Annotated in this window: 23 protein-coding genes; 6 read left to right on the top strand and 17 right to left on the bottom strand. The window is 48.7% G+C overall.

All coding sequences use genetic code 11. The annotated features are described in order from the left end of the window. Window positions 1–71: 71 nt before the first annotated feature. Together EQU24_RS14050 and EQU24_RS14055 are read left to right on the top strand one after the other, a co-directional pair. Complete coding sequence (locus EQU24_RS14050; RefSeq protein WP_017838893.1) at window positions 72–302, top strand: antitoxin; 231 nt, start codon at window positions 72–74, stop codon at window positions 300–302. A gap of 14 nt (window positions 303–316) precedes the next feature. Next, complete coding sequence (locus EQU24_RS14055) at window positions 317–709, top strand: type II toxin-antitoxin system VapC family toxin (protein WP_209005073.1); 393 nt, start codon at window positions 317–319, stop codon at window positions 707–709. A gap of 56 nt (window positions 710–765) precedes the next feature. Here EQU24_RS14055 and cas1f read toward each other — a convergent pair whose 3' ends face one another. Next, on the bottom strand, window positions 766–1,713 hold the full coding sequence (gene cas1f / locus EQU24_RS14060; RefSeq protein WP_017838891.1) for a type I-F CRISPR-associated endonuclease Cas1f: 948 nt from the start codon (window positions 1,711–1,713) through the stop codon (window positions 766–768). A 367-nt stretch (window positions 1,714–2,080) separates the two neighbouring features. Between cas1f and EQU24_RS14065 the strand changes: the two genes are divergently transcribed. Both EQU24_RS14065 and EQU24_RS14070 read left to right on the top strand, forming a co-directional pair. Further along, window positions 2,081–2,947: a BrxR family helix-turn-helix transcriptional regulator gene (locus EQU24_RS14065; protein ID WP_017838889.1), complete on the top strand. Its 867-nt coding sequence runs from the start codon at window positions 2,081–2,083 to the stop codon at window positions 2,945–2,947. Window positions 2,948–2,992: 45 nt separating this feature from the next. Beyond that, a complete protein-coding gene (locus tag EQU24_RS14070) occupies window positions 2,993–3,565 on the top strand; it encodes a DNA-3-methyladenine glycosylase I (protein WP_017838888.1) in 573 nt (190 codons plus the stop codon). Between the two features lie 525 nt (window positions 3,566–4,090). Here EQU24_RS14070 and rpoH read toward each other — a convergent pair. The 6 genes from rpoH to EQU24_RS14100 form a co-directional block, all read right to left on the bottom strand. Continuing rightward, window positions 4,091–4,957 carry an RNA polymerase sigma factor RpoH gene (gene rpoH, locus EQU24_RS14075; protein WP_017838887.1) on the bottom strand — a complete coding sequence of 289 codons (867 nt, stop codon included), beginning with the start codon at window positions 4,955–4,957 and terminating at the stop codon, window positions 4,091–4,093. 186 nt (window positions 4,958–5,143) lie between these two features. After that, window positions 5,144–6,061, bottom strand: coding sequence for a permease-like cell division protein FtsX (ftsX, locus tag EQU24_RS14080; RefSeq protein WP_235726364.1), 918 nt, complete (start codon window positions 6,059–6,061; stop codon window positions 5,144–5,146). Between the two features lie 93 nt (window positions 6,062–6,154). Continuing rightward, window positions 6,155–6,811 carry a cell division ATP-binding protein FtsE gene (gene ftsE, locus EQU24_RS14085; RefSeq protein ID WP_017838885.1) on the bottom strand — a complete coding sequence of 219 codons (657 nt, stop codon included), beginning with the start codon at window positions 6,809–6,811 and terminating at the stop codon, window positions 6,155–6,157. A gap of 4 nt (window positions 6,812–6,815) precedes the next feature. Next, complete coding sequence (ftsY, locus tag EQU24_RS14090; RefSeq protein WP_026129960.1) at window positions 6,816–8,816, bottom strand: signal recognition particle-docking protein FtsY; 2,001 nt, start codon at window positions 8,814–8,816, stop codon at window positions 6,816–6,818. Between the two features lie 3 nt (window positions 8,817–8,819). After that, a complete protein-coding gene (locus EQU24_RS14095; protein WP_017838884.1) occupies window positions 8,820–9,416 on the bottom strand; it encodes a hypothetical protein in 597 nt (198 codons plus the stop codon). Next, window positions 9,409–10,146 carry an SURF1 family protein gene (locus EQU24_RS14100; protein WP_017838883.1) on the bottom strand — a complete coding sequence of 246 codons (738 nt, stop codon included), beginning with the start codon at window positions 10,144–10,146 and terminating at the stop codon, window positions 9,409–9,411. The genes EQU24_RS14095 and EQU24_RS14100 overlap by 8 nt, the downstream gene beginning before the upstream one ends. A gap of 80 nt (window positions 10,147–10,226) precedes the next feature. Between EQU24_RS14100 and EQU24_RS14105 the strand changes: the two genes are divergently transcribed. Next, window positions 10,227–10,484: a twin transmembrane helix small protein gene (locus tag EQU24_RS14105; RefSeq protein WP_017838882.1), complete on the top strand. Its 258-nt coding sequence runs from the start codon at window positions 10,227–10,229 to the stop codon at window positions 10,482–10,484. Window positions 10,485–10,682: 198 nt separating this feature from the next. On the opposite strand, the gene EQU24_RS14110 is transcribed toward EQU24_RS14105, so the two are convergent. From EQU24_RS14110 to bioB, 10 genes are all read right to left on the bottom strand, one after another. Next, window positions 10,683–11,549: a cytochrome c oxidase subunit 3 gene (locus EQU24_RS14110; RefSeq protein WP_017838881.1), complete on the bottom strand. Its 867-nt coding sequence runs from the start codon at window positions 11,547–11,549 to the stop codon at window positions 10,683–10,685. Between the two features lie 9 nt (window positions 11,550–11,558). Further along, a complete protein-coding gene (locus tag EQU24_RS14115; RefSeq protein WP_017838880.1) occupies window positions 11,559–12,110 on the bottom strand; it encodes a cytochrome c oxidase assembly protein in 552 nt (183 codons plus the stop codon). 346 nt (window positions 12,111–12,456) lie between these two features. Beyond that, window positions 12,457–14,073 carry a cytochrome c oxidase subunit I gene (ctaD, locus tag EQU24_RS14125; protein ID WP_017838879.1) on the bottom strand — a complete coding sequence of 539 codons (1,617 nt, stop codon included), beginning with the start codon at window positions 14,071–14,073 and terminating at the stop codon, window positions 12,457–12,459. A 52-nt stretch (window positions 14,074–14,125) separates the two neighbouring features. Continuing rightward, window positions 14,126–15,295, bottom strand: coding sequence for a cytochrome c oxidase subunit II (gene coxB, locus EQU24_RS14130; protein ID WP_017838878.1), 1,170 nt, complete (start codon window positions 15,293–15,295; stop codon window positions 14,126–14,128). Between the two features lie 732 nt (window positions 15,296–16,027). Then, on the bottom strand, window positions 16,028–16,423 hold the full coding sequence (locus EQU24_RS14140; protein ID WP_014148778.1) for a bacteriohemerythrin: 396 nt from the start codon (window positions 16,421–16,423) through the stop codon (window positions 16,028–16,030). A 171-nt stretch (window positions 16,424–16,594) separates the two neighbouring features. Then, the gene (gene bioD / locus EQU24_RS14145; protein WP_017838877.1) at window positions 16,595–17,260 is read right to left on the bottom strand and encodes a dethiobiotin synthase; all 666 of its coding nucleotides are present in this window, start codon (window positions 17,258–17,260) and stop codon (window positions 16,595–16,597) included. Further along, window positions 17,253–18,053, bottom strand: a complete 801-nt coding sequence (bioC, locus tag EQU24_RS14150) for a malonyl-ACP O-methyltransferase BioC (protein ID WP_017838876.1) — start codon at window positions 18,051–18,053, stop codon at window positions 17,253–17,255. Before bioC ends, bioD begins: the two co-directional genes overlap by 8 nt. Continuing rightward, complete coding sequence (bioH, locus tag EQU24_RS14155; RefSeq protein WP_017838875.1) at window positions 18,050–18,814, bottom strand: pimeloyl-ACP methyl ester esterase BioH; 765 nt, start codon at window positions 18,812–18,814, stop codon at window positions 18,050–18,052. The genes bioC and bioH overlap by 4 nt, the downstream gene beginning before the upstream one ends. Next, window positions 18,811–19,974 (bottom strand): 8-amino-7-oxononanoate synthase, encoded by a 1,164-nt coding sequence (bioF, locus tag EQU24_RS14160; protein WP_017838874.1) that lies wholly within the window; start codon window positions 19,972–19,974, stop codon window positions 18,811–18,813. The genes bioH and bioF overlap by 4 nt, the downstream gene beginning before the upstream one ends. Further along, window positions 19,971–20,951, bottom strand: coding sequence for a biotin synthase BioB (gene bioB, locus EQU24_RS14165; protein WP_017838873.1), 981 nt, complete (start codon window positions 20,949–20,951; stop codon window positions 19,971–19,973). The genes bioF and bioB overlap by 4 nt, the downstream gene beginning before the upstream one ends. 120 nt (window positions 20,952–21,071) lie before the next feature. Here bioB and EQU24_RS14170 point away from each other — a divergent pair, with 120 nt between their 5' ends. Further along, window positions 21,072–21,773, top strand: a complete 702-nt coding sequence (locus EQU24_RS14170; RefSeq protein WP_017838871.1) for a ComF family protein — start codon at window positions 21,072–21,074, stop codon at window positions 21,771–21,773. Window positions 21,774–22,088: the final 315 nt, after the last annotated feature.

Consider the following 22,088-nt stretch of genomic DNA (forward strand, 5'->3'; position numbering starts at 1 on the left):
TCTCCAAATAATTGTGTCTATACCGGCTTAGTGCTAATGTAAACACATGCGATATATACATGAGGTGTTTTATGACGACAACGCGCGTTTTTAAAAGCGGCAATTCGCAAGCGGTGCGGATTCCCAAAGAATTCCAGTTTGATGCGGATGAGGTAGAGATTTTTCGACGCGGAGATGAGGTAGTATTACGCAAAAAACCGGATAATCTTGCGGATGTGATGGACATTTTCGCCGGCTTCTCAGATGATTTTATGGCGGAAAAACGGATTGACCCTCCACCACAGGATCGGGATTTTGAATGATGCCGGCTCGTTTCATGCTGGATACGGATATTTGTATTTATCTTAAAAAACGCCGTCCGGCTTGCATAGCAGAGAGGTTCAGGCAATTGCGGCATGGCGAGGTAGTGATTTCGATGATTACCTATGGTGAGTTGTTTTCGGGCGCATTGAAAAGCCGAGAAAAAGAAGCGGCCATCATGAATGTCCAACTGCTGGCTGCTCGTTTGCCGGTGCAACCTATGCTGGTTGAGGTTGCGGAGGTTTATGCTTCTATTCGCAGTGACTTGGAAAGAAAAGGTTGTCTGATTGGGGGCAATGACCTTTGGATCGCCGCTCACGCAGTTGCTTTGGATTTGACATTGGTCACTAATAACACAAGGGAGTTTAGACGTATTGATGGCTTGCGGCTTGAAAATTGGGTTGAGTGATTTTAAGCTTTGAGCGTTTTCACGCGGACGCGTAGGAATGGTTCGACCCGCTAAACTCATGCCTTATCTCCCTGCAAGGCGATATCCTTAACAGTGTCAAACATAAAATCCAGCGCTTTATGTTCGGTAAATTTTTGCAGGATTTGCTGGCGGAATTCCTGTTCGGTTGTTTTTTCCTTGGCGCTGATGAAGGCCCACGGCAAGATCAAGGTATCTTTGACTAGATCGGCGACGTCGAATACCAATGCGCCGCGCCGGGTTTTGCCGTGCATCACTGCAAAACCGTGCGGGATGCCGAGCACCCATAGCGTGGTGGCGCCCAAGCCGTAGGCCAGGTAGTTACCGTGGTTTAGAAAGATATTAGCGTCGTCGACGCTTTCGGCATTGCGGCTAAAATCGCCGAGTTGGGTGCGTTTGACAGCGGCTTTGTACAGGCTTTTGGTCAGTTGCGCCTCACCGACCAATAATTCGGTGACGTTTTTGGCATTGTCTATTTTCGCGGCGCAATTGGCTAACGCGCCTGCTATGTCCTCGTCTCCGCTGTCGAATCCTTCGGTTTTAAGATCCTTGTCTTTACCCCATATACGGCGCAAATAGTCGATGCGTCCGTGTTGAAACTGCTTGGCGACTTCCAAACGCTTTTGTGCATCAAACCAAAAGGAAAGCCAGCCTTGTACATACTCCGTGGGCCGGTATTCGCTTTGCGGCGTTAGCCATTCGATTTCATTGCCCATTAACAACGGCGTACCTCCGCCTCCGCAAAAACCGATCAGTACCCCGGCCGAAGCTAACATGCGAGCAGCAGCTTGTGTGATCGAGGTACCGGTACCGAGCAAGATGACGGTGGTATTCGCGATCGGAATATTCCAGTATTGTTTTTCTTCCTTGGCTTCTGTCAGATAGAGTACGCGGCCATCCTTTTGCATGACCCGGCATTTTTCCAGGTAGTAAATATTGGCGCGTTTGGAGTGCAATATCGCTTTTAGATCGGTGAGTTGTTCCATTGTTAAGTACCTACTATGCCAGTCAAATTCGTATCTATACCTTTCGCACTTTAAATTTCGGCAGTGCCAAAGGAGGCGCCTGGGTGTCCGACAAAGGCTTTGCCAGCATGGAGCTGGCATAGAGCCTACAGGGACGTATTCACGGCGTCCTTTGGCGGACACCCACAGACGCCGAATTTTGATCTACGACAGGTATATAAACATGCTATCGCCTATCGAATATCATTGTTAATAACCATTACTTGTATTCGAAAAGAAATTTTTTATCTCTTCTCCGCTCTAATCTTTGTTAACTGCTAAGCTACTGATAGAATTCTTAACCATTCCACAATAAACATATAAATTTAGTTTTCATGACTCTAACACCATGGGTAATCTCTTGCAACCGAATTTAAAGTGGGAACAGCGTCATCGATTAACTTTGCTGGAAGCAACGGTGTTTTGGAGCGGTGAAATTTCGACCGGTACGTTGATTAATTATTTCGGCATTAGTCGAGTACAGGCATCGAAGGATTTGACGCTTTATCAATCGTTGTGTCCGGGAAATATTCGTTACGATAAGTATTTGAAACGCTATGTGGTCGACGATTCGTTTAAACCGGGTTTCATGGATGGAACGACCGGCGAGCTGTTACAGGTTTTAAAATTACAGCAACAAAACGGTTACGAAACCCTGATCGCATTAGTCGGTAACCTTCCAACCGTTGAAATTGTCAATCCGTTGGCACGGCAAATCGATGCGCGAGTCTTGCGCGGCATTGTGCAGGCGGTGCGTTTTAAATTCGAGCTGGAGATTTCATATCAATCGTTGTCCAGTCCTGAGCCTAAGACTTTGCAAATCAATCCTCATACTTTGGTGTTCGACGGTTTGCGTTGGCACGTTCGGTCTTTTAGCGTAACTCACAACGACTACCGCGATTTCGTTCTGGCACGTATTCATCGCGTCTCTATTTTGGGTAAGGCTGACGAGCCCCCTTTTACAGACACTTTGTGGAACAAGTGGTTGACTGTCGAAATCGGTCCGCATCCGGGGTTGAACGATGCGCAAAAAAGCGTGATCGAGCGCGATTTCGGGATGGTCGACGGTAAATGCGTTACTCAAATTCGGGCTGCCTTGTTGTCGTATTTTCTTTTGAGTATGCGAATCGGCAAGGACGATCTGCATCGGGAAGCGATGGAGCAGCAAATCGTGCTTTTGAATCGCGATGAGATCAAGGACTTTATCTTTTTTTAACGCACGGTATCCTTCCTTGAAATCTAAGCATATCTTTCATTTGACATGAACAAATGCCGATGGGCTTTGTCCAGCCCGCTTGAAGAGGACTATCACGACCGCGAATGGGGCGTGCCGGTGCATGACGACCGTCTGTTGTTCGAGTTTTTGGTTTTGGAGGGCGCCCAGGCGGGCTTGAGTTGGTCGACGATTTTAAAAAAACGCGACCATTTCAGGGCGGCGTTCGACAATTTCGATCCGGTATCGGTGGCCGGCTATGATGAGGCAAAAATTTCGGAGTTGCTGGCGAATCCGGGCATCATACGCAACCGGCTCAAAGTGAATGCCGCTGTGACCAATGCTCGCGCTTTTTTGAACGTCAAAGAAGAAACCGGGAGTTTCGATGCGTTTCTATGGGATTTTGTCGACGGCCGGCCAGTCCAAAACGCGTGGCGGACGCACGCCGAGTTGCCGGCGAATACGCCTTTATCGGATCGGCTCAGTAAGGAATTGAAAAGACGCGGTTTTAAATTCGTCGGCTCGACGATTTGCTATGCGTTCATGCAGGCCGTCGGCATGGTTAACGATCATACCGTCGATTGTTTCCGTTATGGGGAGATTGCGCGGATTTCGGATTGATAGACTTCCGGTTACGAGAAGGTGATTATTTCCTACTCTTATGGATTCCCACGGAGGACCACTCGTCGTAATACTTAAGCGGTAGATACTCTGTCTTGCTGTCTTTTAGCTAATGTGGCCTCGATACCCCTTATTGCCACCTAACTCTCGTGGCTTCGAAATCGCGATCAGGGGATCGCTCCCACAAGGGATTACAATCGTTGTGTAAGCGACGCCTTCGTCGCGGCTATCGAAGCCGCTAACACTAAACCCCCAATAGCCTTTCACACAACGTGGCAATCTTCTAGCAATCGGGCGCTTCTTTTTGCACGTCAGGTATATTCCTGCGGAGCGGGTTATTTAACCCGTCCCCAACGTTTCGGTTTGGACTAAGCGTTTCGGCTTGCTTCGGCCACGGTTGAAACGTTTCGGACGGGGTTATAAAACCCCGTCCTGCCAAAATATGGATTCTCACGGAGGATTATGGAAACCGGAAAACGTTTGGGGCGGGTTGAACAACCCGCCACGCGTGTAGTGCCCGGCGTATTATGCTTCCAGCACGAATGCGGCTTTCAGCTTGTTCATGGCGTTTTTTTCCAGCTGCCGGATGCGCTCGGCTGAAACGTTGTAGCGTGCAGCTAAATCATGCAATGTCGCTTTTTCTTCGCTTAGCCAGCGGCTATTGAGAATGTCGAGACTACGCTCGTCGAGTTCCGCCATTGCTTCGCTTAGCATGTTTTCTTCATAACCTTGCCATTGCTCGTTTTCCAGCAGATCAGCCGGGTCTGCGTTATGTTGCTCTAAGTAACTGACTGGAAAGGCGTAAGTGCTTTCGTCGGATGGCTCGTCATGCGGCATGTCGAAAGCCATATCCGAACTGTCCATACGCTTTTCCATTTCATAAACGGTTTTGAGATCAACGCCTAAATCGTCGGCGACAGCTTTTGCTTCGTCGTGCGACAACCAGCCTAGGTCGCTTTTCGATTTGCGTAAATTGAAAAACAGTTTACGCTGCGATTTGGTTGTTGCAATTTTTACGATACGCCAGTTTTTGATGACATATTCATGGATTTCCGCTCTGATCCAATGTACGGCAAAGGTCACTAAGCGAACCCCGACATCAGGATCGAAGCGTTTGACGGCTTTCATTAAACCGACGTTGCCTTCTTGAATGATGTCGGGCAACGGCAGTCCGTAACCGCTGTATCCACGCGCGACATGAACAACAAAACGAAGATTCGACATAACCAGTTCCTTCGCTGCTTCCAAGTCGCCTTCATCGCGATAGCGAAGCGCCAGTTTGCGTTCGTGGTCGTGCGACAAAGTCGGCGTTTGCGCGACCGCATTCAAATAAGCGTCGAATGTTCCTACGGAAAGATTGGTTGGTAAGGCAAAGGCTAATGCGTTACTCATGATTTCCCCTCATTTTTTGATTTTCTCGATTTTAGCACTCTCGCGTTATGAGTGCTAAAATTTTTATAAGTTCCGCATTGTTTTGTGAGTCCATTCATTATCGATAGGGCTCGGAGCGACTCTGATTCTCTAGGGATTTCGCGATAAATAACTTCTTGGATTCAAGGACTGAAACTTACTCTCAGTTTATTCGGGCTTGGTCAGTCTTAATTGATAGCAAAGCACCGCCCAGGCAGCAGCTACTCCAAGCAGTGAAGAAATCGCAACTAACGACATCATTTCTCCGAAACTCAAATAGCGCATCGAAAATACGCCGTCATAAAGACCCGACAATCGATCGATCGGCTGTTGTAGTATAAAAAGCATGACCGTCACAGCAATCCAAGCCAAAATGCCGGAACTAAAACCCAACCAAAAACCGGTATACAGAAAAGGCCTTTGAATAAACCGGTTGGTCGCGCCAACCAGCTTAGCGATAATAACTTCGTCACGCCGATTGTGTAATTCCAGTCTTATCGTATTCCCGGTAATGAATAATACGGCCAGGGCCAATATGAAACTGAGCAGCGTAACGCCACGATCCGCCAGTTCCATGATCGAATACAAGCGTTTGACCCATTGCATATCCAATTGTGCAAAATCGACTTCTTGTAAATCCGTTAAGTTTTTAAACAATTCGTCAAGTTGCGGCCCTTCTTCGAGGCTATGTTCCGGCATAACCTGAATAACGGTCGGCAAGGGGTTTTTATCCAGTGCTTTCAGTGCGTCGCCGAAACCGCTATATTCGCGAAATTCGGCGAGCCCTTGGTTTTTCGTAATGACCTTGGCATCCTGTACATGAACGAATGTTTTAATTTTCTCGGCTAACTTTACGCCGGCATCATCGGTGACTTGATCTTTTAAAAACAACGAAATTTGATTGCTATCTTCGAGCCCGCCGGTTAATTGTTGAATATTGGCGACCAACAGATAAAATCCGGCAGCCAACGAAATTGCAATGGATAATACGCTGACGGTCATCAGCGATGTCACCGGCGCGCGCGCCAATCGGCCTAGACTGGAAAACAAGGCTTGCGCATGAATATCCAGGTAAGCCTGCAGCATAACACTTAGCTTACCGGAAACAACTTTTCGTCGAACTTCCTTTTTCTGTCGGGGTTGCGGTCTTCTGTGGTTGATATTCGGCTTTTTCATCTGTTAACTTGCGACCAGGCGGCCATGATCCAATTGCAATACACGATGTCCCATTCGCTCAACCAAAGCGATATCATGCGTGGCAATCAATACCGTTACGCCGACTTGTTGAAAATCTTCAAATAATTTCATAATCTCGGACGACAATTCCGGATCTAAATTACCGGTAGGCTCGTCGGCGAGAATCAAAGGCGGTTTGTTTATAACGGCGCGGGCAATACCGACGCGCTGCTGTTCGCCGCCGGACAAAGTCTGCGGCAGCTTTTTTTCTTTACCAAGCAAGCCGACCTTATCGAGCGCAGCTCGAACACGCCGACCGATATCAAAATGACTGTAACCCGCCACCACCAACGGCAATGCGACATTGTCGAAAACGGTTCTATCTTGCAGCAATTTATAATCCTGAAATATTAAGCCCAGCTTCCTCCGTATATAGGGTATTTGCCGATCGGACGCCGTGTTCAGATTTTGCCCGTCCAACAAAACTTGACCGCGCGAACATCTTTCCATGACCGCTATCAACTTTAACAAAGTGCTTTTACCGGCTCCGGAATGGCCGGTCAAAAAAGCGAATTCTCCGCGCTGTAGATGAAACGTGACATCCAGCAATGCATCGCCGGCATCGGGATAACGTTTACTGACATGATCGAATTTGAGCATAATCCTATTGATCTTTGGCAAATAAGGCGTCGACAAACTGTTCCGCATCGAAATCCTGCAAATCGTCGATCCCTTCACCGATACCGATAAAACGAATCGGCACGCTGAATTGCTTAGCCAACGCAAAAATAACGCCGCCCTTCGCGGTGCCGTCCAATTTGGTTAATGCGATCCCGGTCAATGCTACAGTTTCGTTAAATTGTTTCGCCTGAGACAGCGCATTTTGTCCGGTTCCCGCATCTAAAACCAACAAAACCTCGTGCGGCGCGGTTTCATCGAGCTTTCCGATAATGCGTTTAACCTTTTTCAGTTCGTCCATCAGATTGGACTTGGTGTGTAAACGTCCTGCGGTATCGGCAATCAATACGTCGATACCTTTAGCTTGCGCCGATTGCACACCGTCATAAATCACCGAGGCAGAGTCGGCGCCGGTGTGCTGTGCGACGACATGAATGTTGTTGCGTTCACCCCAGGTTTGCAACTGTTCGACTGCCGCTGCCCTGAAGGTGTCGCCCGCAGCCAGCATCACGCTATGGCCTTGAGATTGAAAGCGCTTGGCCATTTTACCGATCGTCGTAGTTTTGCCGGCACCGTTGACGCCGACTACCAAAATCACGAACGGCTTATCTTGTTCGGGAATCTGTAGGGGGTGGTTACAAGGCTTAAGAATAGCCAATAATTCTTGTTTCAGCGCATTTTCCAATGCTTCCCCGTCGTTTAATTGATGCCGTTCGAGACTATCGGTCAATCGCCGAATGATTGCTGTCGTCGCTTCGAAACCGATATCGGCCATCAATAATCGGGCTTCGATTTCCTCAAGCAAATCATCGTCGATGGCTTTTTGACCAATGGGAATCGTTGCCATCAATCCGCTAAGGCCGGACCGAGTTTTTTGCAGCTGCGATTTAAGGCGGCGCGCCAGCGATTCCGGTTCCGGCTCGACATAGCCGACTTCGATTACTGCTTCGGCAGCTTCAAACTCGGCGACAGGACGCTCGACCGTTTCGCCGGCCAACACTTCGCCCGCATATCCGTAACGGCTATAAACGGCGATCGCGAGCAACGGCAGCATCAATATTGCCGAAACAAAATTATGCACAATGGCCGACCATGCCGGTAGTCCGTATTTTGCCGCAATAACGCTAAAGCCGATTTGCACGAATAATAAAATACTTAGCATCATGCCGGCTTTTCTGACCGGTTTGGCGCAGTTAACCGAAGTGGCTCGCAGCACCAGCCAAGTTAAAACAACAAAAATCGGCAGGGCAAAGACTCTATGCAACCAATGGGCAGCCACCTGTGCGTCGTAGGATAAAATCCCTTGATAACCGGTGACAAGACCATTGAATATATTCAACGCGGCACGGTAATCGGCTTGCGGCCACCATTGCCCGTTACACTGGGGAAAACCGCTGCAGACTTGTCCCGCATGATTGGCGTTAACCCATAAACCGGATAGGGTTTGCACCAACACCAACAAGCCGGCGAAACCGGCTAGCCAGATGGGACCGCTTATTCGATCCAGTTTATTTAAGGCAGGATTTAATCGTAAAAATAGCCAACTCAATAGCCAGAACTGGATAAAGCCAAGCAATGCCTGAGCAATGACTATAATCGGCATCGCATTCAATTCGACCGCTTTGACGGCCGTGCATACTTGCGCAGCCGCCACGATAAGCAGCGCCACCGCGCCAGTTGTCGCCACGGAACGTTGATACTTCTGGCGCCATGCGATCAATGCCAACAGCACGACGGTCAACATCGATAAGCCGAATACATAGCGTCGCGCCATTTCTTGCCAAGCTTTACCTACATCGACCGCTTTTCCCGGATAAAGCTGTTCGGCCGAAGCTTTAAACTCGGCACTATCGGCGATAAACCATTGACCGTAGCATTCAGGCCAGTCCGGGCATGCCAAATCTGCTCCGGTCAACTTGACGACGGAACCGGCTACGATAAGCAATAAAGCCAAAAAGGCGGAAACAAAGGTAATTTTTCTAAACATGGTTTATCCGATTTGCGAAACACTAAGTAATTTTCTGAGATCGCTCTTTACATCATAAGGGTTAAATCCGGGCTGATAACGCATCATGATATTGCCCAATGGATCCATGATCAACAGCATACCGTTCGCGATCCCGGTTCCGTTGAGCTTAGTCATTTGCTTCTGCAAGTCCGAACTGGGGCGAGTCTTTAACAGCCGGTCGTCGTCCTGCCACCACGTCTTTATATGCTGTTCGGCATCGGGATTCAGCAATATCACTGTTCTACGGATACGAGTTAACTCCTTGCCCATCATCAATAAGAGTTGTTTGGATTTATAAACGGCATCAAGGCAGGTTTGATCGCAATCCGCATCAGGCACCACATTGATTAAAACCCAGCGGCCTTTTAATTCGTCAATATTTTCGGCCGAGAATGAATCGATACCGATTAGATCGAGGCGCTCGGTCAGTAACGGCGGAATAATCAATTCGCCATGATTGGTTGCGCCTTTAAGTAGATTGGGATGTTCTTTTAAATACCACGCAAAAAGAAACGGGATGATCGACATTCCGAAAATAATCAGAATTAGGTTGCGATTTTTTTTCTGTTGATTATTCATGTTTTGTTTTGCACGCGTACCATATAAATAAAGCCGTTAAAGTTAAAGCCAAGCCATACCATTGCACCGCATAGGCCACATGCTTTTCAGGCGGTATGACAGTCGCGATATGCCATTCCCGCAAATAACCTTGATCCTCGGCTGGGTGTAGTTCAATTTGATAATCGGCCAACGGATAACCCAGTTTCTCAGCAATAACGTTGCTGTCGATCAGTTGCACGAGAGACGGCCAAGTATCGGTCGGAATCTCCGCGCCTTCCAGATGATAACCGACATCAGGAAAAGTATTGATTCGTCCTTGGATGGTAACCTTGCTTTCTTGCAAGGTAATATCAGGCAGCGTTTGTCGATCGCGACCCGCTTCAATCCATCCCCGATTAACTAAGACTGCCGTATTGGAGTTTTCCGGCAACAGCGGCGTCATCACGAAATAACCGGCTTTTCCGTGTCTAATTCGATTATCCAGCAAAAATTGACGCTCGGTATCGTAACGCCCGGTTAATTCGACAGTTCGATAACGAATACTCGCGGCATCGGCCGGCAACTCCGATGTTAACGACAACGGAGGTAATTGGCTTTGTTTCTCCTGCACGGCCAGATAGTCGGCTTTTTCCGAAGATCTGGATAATTGCCAATTTCCTAGCGAAATCAGTAGCGCCATCAACAACACATAGGCGATTGATGGAATTAATGTGAGTCTAAGATTACAAAGACCGATTTTGATCGTCATGGTTTTTGGATTGTCCTATTGGCAAGCGTCGATTAATCGTTGAGAATACCCGATTATCACCGATCGCTTTTAGACTTTTTATGCTTATTAAAACTATCTTCATTATTGCGTTTGCTGCAATCCTTATCAGCCTGGGCTCCGCACTTTATCATATCGTTGTCCGCAAACCGGAAGACCGGTCGGATAAAGCCGTCAAAGCATTAACAGTCCGAATTTCATTATCAATCGTGTTATTCATTTTATTGTTTCTGGCGATGGCCTTCGGCTTATTAAAACCTCACGGTATCGGCTCGGCCATTCATGCAAAAAAACCGCCCCAAGCGGAACAAAGCCAATAAAACCCATCTCTCAAGCAGGACGGGGTTTGTAAGCCTGTCCTAAGCGTTTCGACCGTAGCAAAACCAATTCGAAACACTAGGGATGGTTAAATAACCCGTCCCGCAAAGCCAATCCAGCCCGCCTTTCCGTCAAATCAAACGACAAAAAAAAAGCGCTACCTGGCAGGCAGCGCTTTAATTTGATGCCCTGTTATCGACTTACATCATGTAAACGAAGACAAATAATCCCAACCAAACGACATCGACAAAATGCCAGTACCAGGCGGCCGCTTCGAATGCGAAATGATTCTCCGGTTTAAAATGACCTTTCCAGCTGCGGAACAATACCACAGAAAGAATAATCGCACCGACACAAACGTGGAACCCATGGAAGCCGGTTAGCATAAAGAATGTCGACCCGTAAATACCTGAACCTAAGGTCAAGCCCATTTCGGTATAGGCTTCGTGATATTCTATTGCTTGAAATCCGACGAACAGAAAACCCAACGCAACCGTTGCAATCAGACCTTTAATAAGTTGATCGCGGTTTTTTGCCAGTAAACCATGATGCGCCCAAGTACAAGTGACGCCGCTTGTCAACAAAATCAGTGTGTTTAAAAACGGCAAACCCCAAGCCCCCATCGGTTCGTATTCGCCGCCGATTTCACCCGGACCGTTAGTCGGCCACATCGCTTCGAATGCCGGCCACAAGGTTTCATGAGTCGCACGTCCGGGACCGTCACCAAAACCGCCAAGCCAAGGCACTGAAAGGTTTCGCGTATACCATAAGGTTCCGAAGAATACGGCAAAGAACATGACTTCCGAAAAAATGAACCACATCATTCCCATACGGTAGGAAATACCGACTTGAGTGCTGTACATTCCCGATTCGCTTTCAACGGACTGAAGCGTAAACCAGCCGGCCAGCATGATAATAAACACGACGAAACCCATAATCATCATCGCAGGGCCGATCGAGGAGCCATTTAACAAATTGGCAAATCCTGCCAGAGTCATCATAAGACCAACCGTACCGATAATCGGCCAGGTCGCCTTATGAGGAATGTAATAAGCGTTTGTAGACATAACCTTCCCCTATTTTTGCTTTTTTGCTGTTAATTCAGTGTTATCGAAAAATGTGTATGCAAGCGTGATTGTTTTGTACTTTTCAGGCAGTTTCGGATCTACGACGAAACGAACCGGCATCGTTTTAGATTCATGGGCTTCGAAACTTTGTTCGTCAAAACAAAAACATTGCGTCTTTGTGAAAAATTCCGCAGCCTGACCCGGCGTAATACTGGGTATCGCCCGGGCAATCATCGGCTTATCGGTAAGGTTTTCGGCATAAAAGTTAACCGTATAATATTGTCCGGGATGCACCTTCATTTTATACGTCTCGGCACGAAATGCCATCGGCGCGGCTTGGTTCAACGAAGTGACAAATTCAACAGTCACTTCACGGCTTTCATCGACTTCGCGTGCCGTTTCTGCTACCGCAACCGAGGCCGTTTTGCCGTTCAGACCCGTTATGTCGCAAAATACATCGTAAATCGGTACCAGCACATAACCGAAACCGAACATGCCCACTGCAATCAATACTAAATTGCGAACCAGTTTTCTGTTTTTTTGCTTCGTATCATCATTCATTGCGAAATAGCTCTTAAAACCGCAAAAACGTATATCGCGACCGCGACAGCGACCAGCACAACTGCTGTCAAAATATTCTTTGTCTTCGTCTTCATATCACCACCACTTTGCCCGCCGTCAAGCGGGCAAAGTTTCTGAGAAAAGTCTATCCCTGTACCGAAACGGTTTATACCTTTCGCACTTCAAATTTCGGCATTGCCTATGGAGGTGCCGGGGTGTTCGGCAAAGGCTTTGATAGCATGGATGCTATCATAGAGCCTACATGGACGTATTTACGGCGTCCTTTGACGGGCACCCCGGCACCGAAATTTGACAAGCAAAGGGTATACAACCAACCGAAGCCCGCTTAGAAATGCTCGGTTGGTATTTCTTTCGGCGGCGTTGTGAATGTATGGTATGGCAATGGAGAAGGCAGTGTCCATTCCAAGCTGTGTTTAGATGCATCTTCCCAAACTTCGCTGGTGACTTCTTCGCCGGTACCGCCTCTGATCGTTTTGATAACAATATACAAGAACAACAACTGACTGAATCCGAAAACGAATGCACCGATACTCGATACCATGTTCCAATCGGCGAATTGCACCGCATAGTCAGGAATACGACGCGGCATCCCGGCTAAGCCTAAGAAATGCTGAGGGAAGAACAATACATTGACCGAAATCGCCGACAACCAGAAATGCAGTTGTCCCAATTTTTCGTCATACATATTGCCGGTCCATTTCGGCAGCCAGAAGTAACCTGCCGCCATCAATATAAAGATAGAAGCCGGAACCAGCGTGTAATGGAAATGCGCAACGATGAAATAGGTGTCGTGATATTGGAAATCCGAAGGCGCGACTGACATCATCAATCCGGTGAAACCGCCCATCGTAAACAACACGACGAATGCAATCGAAAAAAGCATCGGTGTTTCGAAGGTCATCGATCCTTTCCACATGGTCGCGGTCCAGTTGAAAACTTTGACGCCGGTCGGAATCGCAATCAGCATCGTTGCATACATGAAATAAAGCTCTCCGGCGACCGGCATACCGACCGTAAACATGTGGTGAGCCCATACGATGAACGATAAAAATGCAATCGATGCGGTCGCATAGACCATCGAGCTGTAACCGAACAACGGTTTACGCGCAAAGACAGGAATGATTGTCGAAGCGACACCGAAGGTCGGCAGAATCATTACATAAACTTCCGGATGACCGAAGAACCAGAAAATGTGTTGATAAAGGACAGGATCGCCGCCGCCGGCTGCATCGAAGAAACTGGTATCGAAGAAACGGTCGGTCAATAGCATAGTCACCGCACCGGCGAAAACCGGCATGATCGCAATCAGCAGAAATGCAGTGATCAACCAGGTCCATACGAACAATGGCATTTTCATCAGCGTCATGCCGGGTGCGCGCATATTGAAGATCGTCGCGATGATGTTGATCGCGCCCATGATCGATGAAATACCGAGCAAATGCACAGAGAAGATCGCGAACGGTAGCGCGGCGCCGGTTTGCAACACCAATGGGGGATACAAGGTCCAACCCGAGGCTGGGGCACCGCCTTCCATGAACAAAGTGCTCGCGAGCATCAATGCACCGGCCACGAGTAGCCAGAAACTCATGTTGTTCATACGTGGTAACGCCATATCGGGCGCACCGATCATTAATGGGATCATCCAGTTGGCTAATCCAACAAATGCAGGCATGACCGCGCCGAATACCATGATCAGCGCGTGCATTGTCGTCATGGAGTTGAAGAACTGGGGCTCAACAAACTGCAATCCCGGTTCGAACAACTCCGCGCGGATAACCAAAGCCATCGCGCCGCCTAGAAAAAACATCGCTAAAGCAAACACCAAGTACAATGTACCGATGTCCTTGTGATTTGTGGTAATGATCCATCTTAACAGCCCCTTTTCCGGACCATGGTCGTGATGATCGTGATGATCGTCATGTTCAGCTACTACCGCAGACATATTGTTACCTCTATAAATTTTAAAAAGATTAGAATTTGAATAAAGTTAAGCATTACTCTTCATCATCCTCATCTTCCTCTTCATCCGTCGGTGCGGATGATTTTAATGACTTTATCGCAGCGGGTTGAACCGAATCGCCCACCGAGTTACCTAAGGCATTGCGGGTATAGGTGACGACTGCGGCAAATTCGGTTTCGCTCAGCATTTGTCCAAATGCCGGCATCATTCCTTTCCCGTTATACATTAGCTCGATTTGAGCATCGATATCGCCCGTGACGACAGAACTACCGGTCAAAGCCGGGAATGTGCCTTCCATGCCGGCACCGTCGGCCATATGACAGGAAGCGCAGTTATTGGCATAAACGGTTTCGCCCTTAGCCATCAACTCGTCTGTGGTCCATTCCTTATCCGCCTGTTGTTTTTCGACTTCGGCCCCCGCCTTCTGAGATTCAACCCATGCATCGTAGTCCCCTTGCTCCATCGCGATCACGACGATCGGCATAAAACCATGATCCTTTCCGCAGAGTTCTGCGCATTGCCCGCGATAAGTTCCTGGTTTTTCAACGTATGTCCAAGCTTCGTTGATAAATCCGGGGATCGTATCCTTCTTCCAACCGAGATCAGGCACCCACCAGGAATGCAGCACATCGGCCGCGGTGAATAAAAAGCGGATTTTCGTATTGACCGGAACAACCAACGGATGATCAACATTAAGCAAGTAATGAGGCACGGACCTCGGATCGATACCGGAACCCAGCTGTCGCGCTCTATTGCTGGCTTCGTCCAGGGAACTGAAAAAGTGAATGCCGTTATCCAGGTATTCATATTCCCATTTCCATTGCCAACCGGTGACTTTGATCGACATATCCGCATCTTGAACATCGTCCAAATCGAGCATCGTTTTTGTGGCCGGAATCGCCATACCGATTAAAATCAAAGTCGGAATAATCGTCCAGATAATTTCGACTTTGGTGCTCTCATGAAATTGAGATGCGACATGCCCTTTCGATTTGCGATGGTGATAAATCGAGTAGAACATTGTGCCGAAGACAGCAATACCGATTAACACGCATATCCATAAAATCAACATATGCAAATCGTAGACTTCTTGACTGATCTGAGTTACGCCTTGCCTCAGATTCAGGGTATATTCGGCCTGTGCAGTCCCTAGTCCCAAGGACATCAAGAACAGGCTTGCGAACAGTTGCTTGGTTTTCTTCACGGAGCAGCCTCCCGGTGGTAGTTAGAAACTCTTGTATGCAATTGATAAATTTTTAGTAACGTCATCAGCGCCAGTCTGTTTTAAAATCAAGACTTGTTCAGTTTGGCTTTCTAACGGCAAGCACCCTATCCTAAGTCAATGAAATAGAGAAAAAGTTTCTCTCGCTGATCAGCTACTCTTAGCCGGGGTTCAAAGCAAATCAACATTCACTAATTTCCCTGTTTTTATAATAGCTATTTTAAAAAACGAGAATTTTAACCCATGATGCGACGGTAAGCCAGAAGAGCTTTGCCGATGCCTTAAAACTAACGCGCACAAAAAAGCCCGTGACTCCTCCTTCACGGGCTTCGATGGTCTGCATTTTCACTAATCGCCCCGAACTGACAGTCTTCATCGACAGTGACTTCAACCGTCAATTTAAACCACAACCGTACCGAAAATCTTGGAAAAAATGCCGACTCTTTGTTGAAAAATCCTCAATTCATTTTTTCATCAATTAACTCAAAACGGCAGCATAGCCTCTATCGAAAATCGGAATGTGACTTTCCAACCAACTCTTAACCATTTCTGATTAGCAAGATGCTTCAGCTTGCCGAAGCCAAGTATCCGAGCAGGGGCCAGCCGTAGTCGCAAAAACTAAAATATGCTGTTACCCAAGCTCCAACCTGTTCAGGAAGCTGGAGCTTCCGGGGTGTCTTTCCCAAGCTGGAGCTTGGGAAAGAGCGTGATCAATTAACTCAAAACGGCAGCATAGCCTCTATCGAAAGTCGGAATGTGACTTTCCAACCAACTCTTAACCATTTGCCCCACTTCATCGGTTACATCGGCTTCGCCGGCATGGAATTTTTTTTGTAGATCGGCGCAAGTTCCCACTAAGGCCTCGTGTTCGGCTTTATGTGCCGCCAAACCGGCAAAACCGGCCGCTTCCATTTCTTTTTCTTCATGCGCGAAATGCCCTACGACATAGGCAATTAAATCATCGAGTTGCGCGCCGATTGCGGATCTTTCCGCCCCGCCTGTCGCCAAATCGTAAAGTTTATTGAGTTTGTCGAACAAAACTTTATGTTCATCGTCGGCAAAACCGACATTGGTGCCGAATTGATCTGCCGTCCAAGTGATTAAAGCCATAATTTCCTCTCCTGTGTTGATTAATTGCCTTGTTTGAGCCTTTTCACTCGTCAAGGCTTTGAATTATGAGAATGCGGCGCATTCGCCCTCCCCTTGCATTGCAAACTGTTTTGCATGCCGAAATAACCGCAAAAGAATTATGGTTTATTTGGAACTTAATTTCAATATTTTTTATAGGGTTTTCTCGAATGCCGCCGACAGATCATCGAAGTCGGGTTCGGGCATAAAAGGAAATACTCCTAGCAACGGTGCGTCGATCATTGCCTTAATCGTGGCGATATTTTCCTCGCGCAGCAGCATGTTGTTATCGGAGCAAACGGCTATCCAACCGGCGCAAGCTTGTCCGGACTGCACAATCGACTCATAAGTTAATCTTGCATGATTGATACAACCCAGTCTTATCGCCACCACGATGACTACCGGCAAGCCCAGTACGCGCGCCAAATCGGAGACATCGGAGTCGGCATTCAACGGAACCCGCCAACCGCCGACGCCTTCGACCAAAACGATATCGGCATTTTGTTGCAGTGTTTGAAAAATCGAACATATATCATCCAAAACCGGCGGATGCTCTGCTCCAGCCAAATGCGGCGAAACCGGCATGCGATAGGCGTAAGGGTTAACCCATTCGTATTGCACCGGTATCGAGGCGTTTTGCTGTAATAGCAGCGCATCTTCGTTTCTCAGTTTGCCGTCGATTTCGAGACAACCCGAGGCGACCGGCTTCATGCCGATAACCGTATGCCCTTGATTTTTGAAATGACGCATCAACGCGACCGTCGCCCAGGTTTTTCCGACACCCGTATCTGTGCCGGTTATAAATAGCCCTTTAGTCATTGTTTTCTACTCTCGCCGAAACGATAAAAACCTCAAATGTCGCCCCAATATTGGCATCATTAAGCGGATAAGCCTCGATCATGCTTGTCATTTCCTGTTTTGTCGTTAGCCTTTTATTACGTCCGGAAGACACATTATGTGCCCCCATCGATTTAAGCTCTTTCATTAAAGCCAATACGGAACCGTAAACCGGCCGATAAATTTCGGATTGCACCGCTATTTCCTTAAATCCGGCATCGGCCAGGCAACGCCTTATTTCCGTTTCGCGGTAAAACTCGTTGACATGATGATAGTCGTCGACTGCGGCCCAAGCCTGTTTTAACTCGCAGAGCGTATGCGGACCGAAGGTCGAAAATACCAATTCGCCGTCCGCCTTGAGAATACGATGCAGACCACAGAAAACCGCCGTTAAATCGCGGCACCATTGCAAGGCCAGATTGGAAACCACCGTATCGACCGAGTTCGTATTTAACGGCGGGCTTTCCGCATCGCCGCAAACATAATGCAAACGACTGGTATCGCCGAGCTTTTGCCTTGCCGCATGCAGCATCGGCAAGGCAATGTCGAGCGCAACAATTCGCTCGACATTTTCGGCATCGAGCAAGGATTTAGTCAAAAATCCTGTGCCGCAGCCCAAATCGACAACGGTGCCCGTCAATTGTGCCGGTGCTACTCTTTGCAATAGATTTAAACCAACCGTTCTTTGCAAACCGGCAACACGATCATAAGACAGACTCGCCGAACCGAACGATTCTCTGAGCTTGGTCTTATCCAGTTCAAATACCGCGCTCACCTCGACTCCCAAAAATCGATAAGACTCTCGATCAATTCCGGTCGATGCGATAAAAACGGCGCATGCCCGGCATTTTTAATCACGCTCAAATGCAGGTCCGGATTGATTACCCGCATTGCTTCGCCGATGCCAACCGGAACCAAGGTATCTTTTTCGCCCAACATCGCCGCGACCGGTACGCGAAGATCGGCAAGCGCCGACCTTAAATCGGTCTGCTTTAAAACAGCTAAGCCGCCCTGCAGCGTTTTTTCCGTCGGCATGCGGGATTCGCGAAGCACGGCCGCGAGTTTTTTAGACAATTTCCTAAACTCTGGCAAACCATTGATTTGCAATGACAAGAAACGCAATAGCGTCGATTCGCAATCGGCGCTGAGATTCTCGGCGAATAGATCGAGCTGATTTTCCGGCATACCCGGCCAATCCGCATTTTCGACAAAACAAGGATTGCTGGCCAGCAAAACGACCGACGAGACGGCTTCCGGAAACAACCTAGCCATTGCCAAGGCCACCGACCCGCCCAACGACCAACCGATCCAGCAAGCTTTACTATCGACAATTTTGCTCAACTGCTCGCATACCGACTCGAGCGTGAACTCGGGTATTTCGGCGCTTAAGCCATGCCCCGGCAAATCGACGCAAACGACGCGGCGGGTTTGCGCCAATTGCTCGGCAAAATTGCGCCAAATGCCCGAATGCATCGCCCAACCATGGACCAAGACGACAGGCTCCCCATCGCCGTAAACTTGATAATGAATAGTCATTGCGATATAGATTTTGCCAAGGATTCGAGCAAACGATCGACTTGTTGCTCGTCGTGTAGCGCCGAAAAAGTCACGCGCAGCCGAGCGCTGCCTTGCGGAACGGTGGGCGGCCGAATTGCACCGACCCAAAACCCGTCATCGAGCAAACGCTTGCCGATTTCGACCGCCCTTCGACTATCGCCGATCAGGATAGGCTGAATCGCCGAATTCGAGGGCATCAACGGAAAACCGAGCTGTTCGGCGCCTCGGCGAAAACGTCGCACCAAATCGTTTAAATTTTCCCTGCGCCACTGATCTTCGATAAGGATATTCAAAGCAGCACGGGTTGCTTCGGCGACGGCGGGCGGCAATGCGGTCGTGTAGATATAGGTTCGAGCCTTTTGAATCAAAGTCTCGATCAGCGTCTCGGAGCCGGCGACAAAGGCTCCAAAGGTACCGAAAGCCTTGCCGAGCGTTCCGACCAAAATCGGCACCTGTTGTTGCGTCAAGCCGAAATGCTCGACGATTCCCCGCCCTTTGTCGCCGATCACGCCCAAACCGTGCGCATCGTCGACCATTAAGCAGGTGTCCTGATCTTTCGCGATTTGCGACAGGACGTCGAGCGGCGCCAAATCTCCATCCATGCTGAACACGCCGTCGGTTACGATCATCGCCCGCCCTTCGGTACGGCTCAAACTGTCGAGCAAACCTTCCGCGTCGGCATGGCGGTAACGCTTAAAGCGCGCGCCCGATAACAAACCGCCATCCAATAAAGAGGCATGATTCAACCGGTCTTCGAAAACCGTATCTCCCCTACCCGTCAGCGCCGAAATGACGCCGATATTGGCCATGTAACCGGTCGAAAACAGTAGTGCACGGTCGCGGCCGGTGAACTCCGCAAGTTCTTCTTCCAAGGCATGATGCGCGCGGCCGTGACCGCAAATCAAGTGCGCGGAGCCGCTGCCCACGCCGTAACGAGCCGCGCCGTCTTGAAAGGCCTTGACGACCGCAGGGTGATTGGCCAAGCCGAGATAATCGTTGCTGCAAAAATTAATCAGCTTTCGTCCGCCGCACTGTAATTCGACGCCTTGAGCGGATTCGACGACTCGGCGCGTCCGGTACAAATCTTCGCGCGCCAAGCGCTCGAGCTCGGCATCCAGCCCGGATTCGATACCGATCATTGAACGTGACAAGACCCGCCGGAACGCACGCCTAAGCGTTCGAATAACGCTAGATCTTGATTGGTCATCGGATTGTCGGTCGTTAACAGTTTTTCACCGTAGAAAATCGAATTGGCGCCGGCGAGAAAACATAGAGCCTGCATTTCGTCGCTCATAGCATTACGGCCGGCCGACAAACGCACGCGGGAAGTCGGCATTAGGATACGCGCGACCGCAATCGTTCTAACAAATACGATGGGATCCAATTTTTCGGTACCGTTCAGCGGCGTACCCTCGACCTGAACCAGCATGTTGATCGGCACACTTTCCGGATGCTTCGGTAAATTAGCCAATTCGATCAACAGTTTCGCTCTGTCTTGTTCGCTCTCGCCCATGCCGACAATGCCGCCGCAACAGACATTGATACCGGCATCCCGAACCCTCGCCAAGGTGTCGAGACGGTCTTGATAGGTACGGGTCGTGATGATTTCCGAATAATAATCTTCCGAAGTATCCAGATTATGATTGTAATAATCGAGACCGGCATCCTTGAGCGTCGCGGTTTGAGTGTCGGTCAACATACCCAGGGTCACACAGGTTTCCATGCCTAACGCTTTAACGCCTTGAATCATTTCGACGACGCGCGCGACATCTTTGTCTTTCGGTTGTCGCCAGGCCGCGCCCATGCAGAACCGAGAAGCGCCTTCGTCTTTTGCGCGCCGCGCCGCCTTTAACACGTCATCGACCGGCATCAAGGCTTCCGGTTGCAAATCCGCATCATAACGCGCGCTTTGCGGGCAATAAGCGCAATCTTCCGAACACGATCCGGTTTTAATGCTCAATAAGCTACTAATCTGAATCTCGTTCGGGTCGAAATGTTCGCGATGAATCGATTGGGCACGAAATATCAAATCGTTGAAAGGCAACGCGAATAAGGCTTGAACCTCCTCAGTGCGCCAGTCGTGGCGAATCGTGCTTATTGCTGGGTTTGCTGACATTCTGTTAATCTCCGGATTATAAAAATTGAGCGATATCGATCAGGCTTTTGTCGGATTCGAGCTGCACCCGGTACCGATCTTTTTCAATGACGCACCGCTTGTCAACCTGACCGCTTTATAATGGTAAACAACTGGCTCGATATTATACAGAATTACTTATTGCCGCCCACCTGCATTTTATGCGGCAATCAGGGACAGGCTTCGAGGGATATTTGTCAGCCTTGCGCGGCGTTACTGGTCACTAACCCTTATTGCTGTTACCGCTGCGGCATTCCTTTCGTACACGCGCCAACCGGGCCGATATTATGCGGCGATTGTCAAAAACGCATGCCCGGCTTCGACGAAACGCATGCGCCTTTTAAACATCAAAGCGTTATCCGTTTTTTAATCTCAGGATTGAAATTTCGCCGCCAATTCAAAAATGCGCGACTGCTAGGATTGTTGATGGCGGACTACTTGAAAATATCCGCCGAAATGCCCGATTGCCTGGTGCCGGTGCCGTTGCACCCTCGCCGCTACCGGGAACGCGGCTTTAATCAATCGATCGAAATCGCCCGCACGCTAAGCCGCGAACTAGCGATACCGATTGATCTCGACTGTTGCATTCGCAGCCGTAATACGCCACACCAAATCGATTTGCCCGCCAAAGAACGGCGTAAAAACATGAGAAACGCATTTACCGTCAACGGACCGTTAAGATTCGATCATATTGCGATCGTCGATGACGTAATGACCACCGGCACGACCGTTTCCGAACTGGCGCGAGCGCTAAAAAAAGCCGGTGCGGCCCGGGTCGACGTTTGGGTTTGCGCACGGGCATGAGAAAACGCGATTTTTTAAAGACAAAAGGTTGTAATTATTCAGCTAACTGTACTTTAAAACGCTTGGTAACATATCTCCCCTTTTGAAAAAGGCTATGTTCGCGTTAATATAGTTGAAAAAATGAATACTACGCCAATGTTGAAACTTGAAGAGTTTAGGCTACGCTGTGCGTACCACAGCAACCCCACCAGCAGTTTAATGAGACCTCATGTATTGCCTTGTGCTGGCATTAGGTAGGCGTAGCGTACCCTACGATTCACTTTGAGTTTTTAGCGCTTCCGGAATTGGTGGGTGTTTTCAACATGGAGGGCTTTA

This window comes from Methylotuvimicrobium buryatense, from assembly GCF_005931095.1.
GTDB classification, from domain to species: domain Bacteria; phylum Pseudomonadota; class Gammaproteobacteria; order Methylococcales; family Methylomonadaceae; genus Methylotuvimicrobium; species Methylotuvimicrobium buryatense.